This window comes from Streptomyces sp. AB3(2024) (assembly GCF_041862025.1).
Taxonomy (GTDB): domain Bacteria; phylum Actinomycetota; class Actinomycetes; order Streptomycetales; family Streptomycetaceae; genus Streptomyces.
Map to the genome: position 1 here is coordinate 1 of NZ_JBGWAB010000214.1, position 8,158 is coordinate 8,158.

Genomic DNA, 8,158 nt, shown 5'->3' on the forward strand with positions numbered 1-8,158 from the left:
CCCCGGGGATCGGATCCCCGGGGGCGCGGCCCTCGTACGACTGCGGCGGCGGACCGCCGGATCAGGCCAGCGGGCCCGTCACCGGCTCCACGGCCGCCACGAGACCGCCCGCGCGCACGAAGGCGTCGGCGGCGGCCAGGTCGGGGGCGAGGAAACGATCCGGCCCGGGACCCTCCACGCCCGCCTCCCGCGCCGCGGCGATCGCGGCCCGGCTGGCCGGCGCCGGGGTGAGGCCGTGGCGCAGCTCGATGGCCCGGGTGGCCGCGTAGAGCTCGATGGCGATGATCCGGGTCAGGTTGTCGATCGCGGTACGCAGCTTGCGCGCGGCCGACCACCCCATGGAGACGTGGTCCTCCTGCATGGCGGAGGAGGGGATCGAGTCGGCGGAGGCCGGAACGGCCAGCCGCTTCATCTCGCTGACCAGGGCGGCCTGCGTGTACTGGGCGATCATCAGGCCGGAGTCCACGCCGGCGTCGTCCGCCAGGAACGGCGGCAGGCCGTGGCTGCGGTTCTTGTCGAGGAGGCGGTCGGTGCGGCGCTCGGCGATGGAGCCGAGGTCGGCGGCGGCGATGGCCAGGAAGTCCAGCACATAGGCGACGGGCGCGCCGTGGAAGTTGCCGTTGGACTCCACGCGGCCGTCGGGCAGCACCACCGGGTTGTCGACGGCGGAGGCCAGTTCGCGGGAGGCGACCAGGGCGGCGTGCGCCATGGTGTCGCGGCCCGCGCCGGCGACCTGGGGGGCGCAGCGCACGGAGTAGGCGTCCTGGACGCGCGGGGCGGACTCCTCCTGGAAGTGCCCGGTGAGACCGGAACCCTTGAGCACGGCGGCCATGTTGGCGGCGGAGGCGCCCTGGCCGGGGTGCGGGCGGATGGCGTGCAGCTCGGGCTGGAGCACCTTCTCGGTGCCGAGCAGCGCCTCCAGGGTGAGCGCGGCGGTGATGTCGGCCGACTTGTAGAGCCGGTCGAGGTCGGCGAGGGCCATGACCAGCATGCCGAGCATGCCGTCGGTGCCGTTGAGGAGGGCGAGGCCCTCCTTCTCCCGCAGCTCGACGGGCTCGATGCCGTGCTCGGCGAGCAGTTCGCCGGCGGGGCGGACGGTGCCGTCGGGGCCTTCGGCGTCACCCTCGCCCATCAGCGCGAGCGCGCAGTGCGAAAGGGGGGCCAGGTCGCCGGAGCAGCCGAGGGAGCCGTACTCGTGGACGACGGGGGTGATCCCGGCGTTGAGCACGTCGGCCATGGTCTGGGCGACGGAGGGGCGCACCCCGGTGTGCCCGGAGGCCACCGTCTTCAGGCGCAGGAACATCAGGGCGCGCACGACCTCCCGCTCGACGCGCGGGCCCATGCCGGCGGCGTGCGAGCGGACGATGTTGCGCTGGAGCTGCGCGCGCAGCTCGGGGCTGATGTGACGGGAGGCGAGGGCGCCGAACCCGGTGGAGACCCCGTAGACGGGTTCGGGCTTGGCGGCGAGCGCGTCGACGATCTCGCGAGCGCGGGCGAGGGCGTCCAGGGCCTCGCCGGACAGCTCGATCCGCGCGTTGCCTCGGGCGACTGCGATGACGTCCTCGGCGGTGGTCCCAGACGTTCCCACCACGACAGTGTGCATATCCATATTCAGCACCCTACGGATTGAATCGCTTCATGTCACTAGGGGAAATTGTCACGATCGCGCTCACCCGGCGCCCCTTACCCGCCACGGCCTCGCCCCACGCCCCTCACTGCCGCCCGCGGAAGCGGCGCCGCTCGCCCGGGGCCTCGCGCGCGGCGGCCGCGTCGGCCAGCCGCACCACGGCCGTGTCCCGGCCCGCCACCACCGGCCGCGCCGAGCGCGCGGCCTTCGCCTTGTACTGGGCGGCGTCGGCCAGCCGGAAGAGCCGGCGCGAGGACCTGACCGGCCCGATCGGGTCCCCGGTGGACGCGACCCCGCAGGCCACCCCCTCGCCCAGCTCCAGTTCGGCGGCGCGCACGCACACCTCCTCGGTCACCCGGACCACCTCGTCGGCCGAGGGCCCCACGCTCACCAGGCAGAACTCGTCGCCACCCAGCCGGGCGACCAGCGTTCCCGCCAGCATGGCCCCGCACAGGCTCAGCACCGAGCCGAACCGCTCCAACAGCCGGTCGCCCATGGCGTGCCCGAGGGTGTCGTTGACCTTCTTGAGGCCGTTGAGGTCGCAGACGACCAGGCTCACCACCGTTTCGGCGCGCCGGTGTTCCTCCAGGGCCTCGTCGAGCCGCATGTCGACGGCCCGCCGGTTCGCGAGCCCGGTCAGCGGGTCGGTGAAGGCCAGTCGGCGCGCCTCCTCCAGCCGTTCGTTCTGCGCGAGTCCGGCCGCGACCACCGCCGCGAGGACCGCCGCGAACTCGGCGTCGTCGTCGTCGAAGTCGGGCAGCCCCTCGTCCCGGGCGACGTACAGCTCGCCCCAGGCCCGCCCGCTGAGCACGATCGGCGCGACCACGCAGCTGCCGCGCCCGCGCCGGCGCAGGGCCTCGCCGCGGCGGCCCGGCCGGTCGCCGACCGCGCTCTCGACCCAGGCGTGCGGCCCGCCCCCGCCGGCCCAGCGCTCGTGCAGGAACTCGGTGATCTCCGGGAAGTCGTGCACGGGGTAGGACTCGTCCTCGGGGAACTCCTCCTCCCCCGCCCGCCGTTCCCCCTCGTTGACGAGCACCCGCAGTCGCCCCCGCTCGCGCTCCCACGCGGAGATGGCGGCGAACGACCCGTCCATCGCCACCCGTGCGCCCCGGGCGGCGGCCCGGACGCCGTCCCGCGGCGCGCAGGCAGCGGCCATGGCCTGCGCGAGGCCCACGACGGCCCGAAGCCGTCCGTCAACTCCCATCGCCCCAGATTAGGGGGTTTGTCTGATTTAGTGACAGTTGGCGCGCATTTCTGCGATCCTACGGTCACTCCGCGTGACGGTGACGGGAGGTCGCGGGCCCTACTCCCCCGGCCAGTTCGGCTTGCGCTTCTCGTTGAACGCCGCCACGCCCTCGGCCCGGTCCCCGGAGAAGGCCACCGTGCGCCAGGCCGCGTCCTCGATCTCCAGCCCGGCCGCCAGGTCCATGCCGTGGCCCAGTCGCAGCGCCCGCTTGGCCGCGCGCAGCCCGACGGGGGAGTTCGCCGCCATCGCCGCCGCCAGCTCCAGGGCCCGCGTACGGTCCTCGCCCGCCGGGGCCAGCGAGTCCACCAGGCCCAGGGAGAGCGCCTCCGCGGCCTCCACCCGCCGGGCCGTGAAGATCAGCTCGGCTGCCCGCGCCGCCCCGACCCGCCGGGGCAGCAGCTGCGTACCGCCGCCGCCCGGGATCACGCCGACCGACACCTCGGGCAGGCCGACCACCGCCGTCTCGTCGGCCACGATCACGTCGCAGGCCAGCGCCAGCTCGAAGCCGCCGCCCAGCGCGAAGCCGTGCACCGCGGCGACGGTCGGCATCGGCAGCTCCAGCACGCCGCCGTAGGCCCCCCGGGTGGTCGGCCGCTGCCGCACCAGCTCGGCGTCCGAGAAGGAGTTGCGCTCCTTGAGGTCCGCGCCCACACAGAAGGCCCGCTCGTGGGTGGAGGAGAGCACGACCACCCGCACCGAGGGGTCTGCGGCGAGCGCCGCGCAGGCCGCCCCGATGGACCGCGCCATCTCCGTGGAAACGGCGTTCATCGCCTTGGGCCGGTCCAGCACCAGCTCGGCGACGGCCCCGCCGTCACCATGGCGCCGCACCGCGACGAACTCCCCGTACCGGACCTCGTCCACAGCCACGCCACCCTCCCGGTTAACGAACGTTACCCGGGGATCTTAGGCGCCCTGCGCGTCAGCGACCAGGGCTCCACGACACCCAGACCACGGACCGGCCGCTGCCACATCGGCTGGAGCGCGAAACGGTACGAGCCGCCGCCCTCCTCGGCCTCGGCGCCCTTCTCCGACTTCGGCGCGGCTCCGGTCCGGCTCAGCTCCTCGGCCATCGCCCCGTCCACCAGCACGGCGTCCTTCGGCGCTATGGAGGTCAGCCGCGAGGCGAGGTTCACGGTCGTCCCGAACACGTCGCCCATCCGGGTCGTCACGGTCCCGAAGGCGATCCCGACCCGAAGCTCCGGCATCTGCGGATCGGCCTCCATCGTCTCGATCAGCCGCAGCGCGATCTCCGCCGCCGTCGCCGAGTCGTCGGCGCAGTACAGCACCTCGTCGCCGAGCGTCTTGATGAGCCGGCCGCCGTGCGCCGCCACCAGGTCCGCGGCCGTGGTCTCGAAGGCCTCGACCAGTTCGCCGAGCTCCTCCTCCTCCAGCCGGCGCGTCAGCCGGGTGAAGCCCACCAGGTCCGCGAATCCCACCGCGAGCCTGCGGTCGACCATCTCCTCGTCGTCCGCGACCTGCACGACCCGGCCGGTGGCCGCCGCCAGCTGGCGGCGCCACACGTAGACGAGGAACTCCTCCAGCTCCGGCAGCAGCAGCTCGACCAGCGGGTACGTGACCTCCGTACGGGTCATGCCGGGCTCGGGCGGCTCCGTCAGGCCCTCCAGGAAGGAATCGATCTGCCACTCCGCCAACCGGGCGGTGGTCTGCCCGGTGGACCGGGCCACCTGCACGGCCATCGGCTCGCTGAGCAGCCCCGCCTCCACGAGACCGGCCAGGCGGCGCAGCGCCAGCACGTCGGCCTCCGTCAGCGCCCGCGCCTGCCCGATGTCGGCGAAGCCCATGGCCCGCCAGAACCGCGAGGCCAGCTCCATCGACACCCCGGCGCTGCGGGCGGCCTGGAAGGGCGTGTAGCGCCGCTCGGCGCCCAGGATCAGCTGCTCCAGCCGGATCGCGAGCGGGTCGGCCGTGGGCTGGGCGGTGTGGTCCACCTCGTGCATCGGGGTGTGCTGGTCGCGCCCGATCGGCGTCCCGGGACCCGAGCCGGAGCCGGTCCCCGGGCCCGGACCGGACCCGGACGCGCTGGACGTAGAGTCGTCGACGGTCAAGGGCCGCCTCCTGTCCATTCCGTGCGCACTGCGAAACCGGGTGATCACCGCGGGACCGGGATCGCCTAAACCATACGGCAGGTGTGCCGTAGCTCACTCCCCTTCCATTTTGGGGTTCCTTCGCCTCCGTGGCGCTGGATGCCGAAATCCGGCCCCGCCGGCGTTCGAGGCGCGGGGGGTCCGGGGGCGGAGCCCCCGCCCCGTCCCGCCCCCACGGCGGCAGCGTCAGCGCACGGAGCGCAGGTGCACCACGTCGCCCGCGCCCACCGCCTCCCGCTCCTCCTCCGGCGTCCGGATCACCAGCCGCCCGTCCGCGTCCACCGCTTCGGCCGTTCCGGTGAGGGAGCGCCCGCCGGGCAGCTCCGCGCGCACGTGCCGGCCCAGGGTCGCGCAGCCCGCCGCGTACGCCTCCTGGAGGCCGCTCTCGGCCGGGTCCCCGCCGGCCTCGCGCCAGCGCCCGTACCACTCCTCCAGCGTCCGCAGCACCGCCTTGAGCAGCGGCTCCCGGTCCGTCACCGACGCCTTCGCCAGCAGCAGCGACCCCGCCGCCGGTACCGGCAGTTCGTCCTCGGTCAGCGTGACGTTGAGCCCGATCCCGACCACGACCCCGTCCGCGACCCGCTCCGCGAGGATCCCGGCGGCCTTGCGCTCCTCCCCGTCCACCGTGACCAGCAGGTCGTTGGGCCATTTCAGGGAGGTGTCCACGCCCGCCGCCCGGGACAGACCCTGCGCGGCGGCCACGCCGGCCAGCAGGGTCAGCCACCCCCACCGTTCCTGCGGCACCCCCTCCCCCGGCTTGAGCAGGACGGAGAAGAACAGCCCCGACCGCGCCGGAGCCGTCCAGCTGCGGTCCAGGCGGCCCCGCCCGGCGGTCTGCTCCTCGGCGACCAGCACGGCCCCCTCCGACAGGTCCGCGGCCCTCCCGGCGAGGTCGGTGTTGGTGGAGCCGGTGGCGGGGACCACCTCCAGGGAGGTCCACAGGCCGCCCTCGACGACGAGGGCCCGGCGCAGGGCGGCGGCGTTGAGGGGAGGCCGGTCCAGGCTCGACCAGCGTCCCGCGGAGGGTCCGGCTGCTGCATCTGATGGCGTCATGCAAGCCACATTAGGTGTGTCAAACGCCGCACTGCCGAGCGCCATGCCCGCCGATACGCTACGCACCAGTAGCCAGCAGCAGTCAATCAATTGACCAGGCAGTTGACACCACACAGGGAGCCGCGACCCCGATGTCCCAACCCTCAGAGCCGATCGACATGCACACGACCGCGGGCAAGCTCGCGGACCTGCGGCGCCGCGTCGAGGAAGCCACCCACGCCGGTTCCGCGCGGGCCGTCGAGAAGCAGCACGCCAAGGGCAAGCTGACGGCGCGTGAGCGTGTCGCGCTGCTGTTGGACGAGGGGTCCTTCGTAGAGCTGGACGAGTTCGCCCGGCACCGCTCCACCAACTTCGGCCTGGAGAAGACCCGCCCCTACGGCGACGGCGTCGTCACCGGCTACGGCACGGTGGACGGCCGGCCGGTGGCGGTGTTCTCGCAGGACTTCACCGTCTTCGGCGGAGCCCTCGGCGAGGTCTACGGCCAGAAGATCATGAAGGTCATGGACTTCGCGCTGAAGACCGGATGCCCGCTCGTCGGCATCAACGACTCCGGCGGCGCCCGCATCCAGGAGGGCGTCAGCGCGCTCGGCATGTACGGCGAGATCTTCCGCCGCAACGTGCACGCGTCCGGCGTGATCCCGCAGATCAGCCTGATCGTCGGCCCCTGCGCCGGCGGTGCCGTGTACTCCCCGGCGATCACCGACTTCACCGTCATGGTCGACCAGACCTCGCACATGTTCATCACCGGCCCGGACGTCATCAAGACGGTCACCGGCGAGGACGTCGGCTTCGAGGAGCTGGGCGGTGCGCGCACCCACAACTCCACCTCGGGCGTGGCGCACCACATGGCGGGCGACGAGAAGGACGCCATCGAGTACGTCAAGTCCCTGCTGGCGTACCTGCCGTCGAACAACCTCTCCGAGCCGCCCTCCTTCCCGGAGGAGGCGGACACCGAGGTCTCGGACTCCGACCTCGAACTCGACACGCTGATCCCCGACAGCGCGAACCAGCCGTACGACATGCACACCGTGATCGAGCACGTGCTGGACGACGGCGAGTTCCTGGAGACGCAGTCGCTGTTCGCCCCGAACATCCTCACCGGCTTCGGCCGCGTCGAGGGCCACCCGGTGGGCATCGTCGCCAACCAGCCGATGCAGTTCGCCGGCTGCCTGGACATCAACGCCTCCGAGAAGGCGGCGCGGTTCGTGCGGACCTGCGACGCCTTCAACGTGCCGGTGCTGACGTTCGTCGACGTCCCGGGCTTCCTGCCGGGCACCGACCAGGAGTACAACGGAATCATCCGGCGCGGCGCGAAGCTCATCTACGCCTACGCCGAGGCCACCGTCCCCCTGATCACCGTCATCACCCGCAAGGCCTTCGGCGGCGCCTACGACGTCATGGGCTCCAAGCACCTCGGCGCCGACCTGAACCTGGCCTGGCCCACCGCGCAGATCGCCGTCATGGGCGCGCAGGGCGCGGTGAACATCCTGCACCGGCGCACGATCGCCGAAGCGGGGGAGAATGAGGTCGAGGAGGTGCGCGCCCGGCTGATCGGCGAGTACGAGGACGCGCTGCTCAACCCCTACACGGCCGCCGAGCGCGGTTACGTCGACGCGGTGACCATGCCGTCCGAGACCCGCGCCCACGTGGTCAAGGGGCTGCGCCAGCTGCGGACCAAGCGGGAGTCCCTGCCTCCGAAGAAGCACGGCAACATCCCCCTCTAGGCCCCCGAGGAGCTCACAGTGATGATCAAGGTCGTCAAGGGCAACCCGACCCCCGAGGAGCTGGCCGCCGCACTGGCGGTGGTCCGAGCGCGCGCGGCGGCGCTGGCCTCGGCCCCGTCGGGCGCGCCCCGGGTCCCGGACGAGTGGGCCGCTCCGCGCCGGGTGGCGCGACACCGGCTGCCGCAGCCCGGTCCGCGCGCGTGGGGCCGTACGTACTGGCCCGGCCAGCGCTGACGGAGCCGGCCGCGGGAGGGCCGGGCGCCCGGAAGATGGCGCGAACGGACGGTGGGGGCTGAGTACGAGTACTAAGGCGCCACCCGCGTCCCGGGGGAAGGATAGGAGCATTCTCTGGTCAGACCCCCAGAAAGAGCCCCCCAAAGTCATGCGCGACCCCCAGGCGATG

General features: G+C 73.2%; 7 protein-coding genes. 2 read left to right on the top strand and 5 right to left on the bottom strand.

Features of this window, described 5'->3' with window-relative positions:
* Positions 1-61: 61 nt before the first annotated feature.
* From hutH to ACEPPI_RS38785, 5 genes are all read right to left on the bottom strand, one after another.
* Positions 62-1,603 carry a histidine ammonia-lyase gene (hutH, locus tag ACEPPI_RS38765; RefSeq protein WP_356219681.1) on the bottom strand — a complete coding sequence of 514 codons (1,542 nt, stop codon included), beginning with the start codon at positions 1,601-1,603 and terminating at the stop codon, positions 62-64.
* Between the two features lie 109 nt (positions 1,604-1,712).
* The gene (locus tag ACEPPI_RS38770) at positions 1,713-2,831 is read right to left on the bottom strand and encodes a diguanylate cyclase domain-containing protein (protein ID WP_373919959.1); all 1,119 of its coding nucleotides are present in this window, start codon (positions 2,829-2,831) and stop codon (positions 1,713-1,715) included.
* Positions 2,832-2,930: 99 nt separating this feature from the next.
* Positions 2,931-3,734 carry an enoyl-CoA hydratase/isomerase family protein gene (locus ACEPPI_RS38775; RefSeq protein ID WP_373919963.1) on the bottom strand — a complete coding sequence of 268 codons (804 nt, stop codon included), beginning with the start codon at positions 3,732-3,734 and terminating at the stop codon, positions 2,931-2,933.
* A gap of 29 nt (positions 3,735-3,763) precedes the next feature.
* Positions 3,764-4,939, bottom strand: coding sequence for an adenylate/guanylate cyclase domain-containing protein (locus ACEPPI_RS38780; RefSeq protein WP_373919960.1), 1,176 nt, complete (start codon positions 4,937-4,939; stop codon positions 3,764-3,766).
* A 225-nt stretch (positions 4,940-5,164) separates the two neighbouring features.
* On the bottom strand, positions 5,165-6,031 hold the full coding sequence (locus ACEPPI_RS38785; protein WP_373919961.1) for a biotin--[acetyl-CoA-carboxylase] ligase: 867 nt from the start codon (positions 6,029-6,031) through the stop codon (positions 5,165-5,167).
* A gap of 131 nt (positions 6,032-6,162) precedes the next feature.
* Here ACEPPI_RS38785 and ACEPPI_RS38790 point away from each other — a divergent pair, with 131 nt between their 5' ends.
* Both ACEPPI_RS38790 and ACEPPI_RS38795 read left to right on the top strand, forming a co-directional pair.
* A complete protein-coding gene (locus tag ACEPPI_RS38790) occupies positions 6,163-7,755 on the top strand; it encodes an acyl-CoA carboxylase subunit beta (protein WP_373919962.1) in 1,593 nt (530 codons plus the stop codon).
* Between the two features lie 18 nt (positions 7,756-7,773).
* Positions 7,774-7,989: an acyl-CoA carboxylase epsilon subunit gene (locus tag ACEPPI_RS38795; RefSeq protein ID WP_266841362.1), complete on the top strand. Its 216-nt coding sequence runs from the start codon at positions 7,774-7,776 to the stop codon at positions 7,987-7,989.
* Positions 7,990-8,158: the final 169 nt, after the last annotated feature.

Excerpts from the sequence above, each read along its gene's own strand:
- hutH (WP_356219681.1), bottom strand. The coding sequence starts at position 1,603 with ATGCACACTGTCGTGGTGGGAACGTCTGGGACCACCGCCGAGGACGTC.
- ACEPPI_RS38770 (WP_373919959.1), bottom strand. The coding sequence starts at position 2,831 with ATGGGAGTTGACGGACGGCTTCGGGCCGTCGTGGGCCTCGCGCAGGCC.
- ACEPPI_RS38785 (WP_373919961.1), bottom strand. The coding sequence starts at position 6,031 with ATGACGCCATCAGATGCAGCAGCCGGACCCTCCGCGGGACGCTGGTCG.
- ACEPPI_RS38790 (WP_373919962.1), top strand. The coding sequence starts at position 6,163 with ATGTCCCAACCCTCAGAGCCGATCGACATGCACACGACCGCGGGCAAG.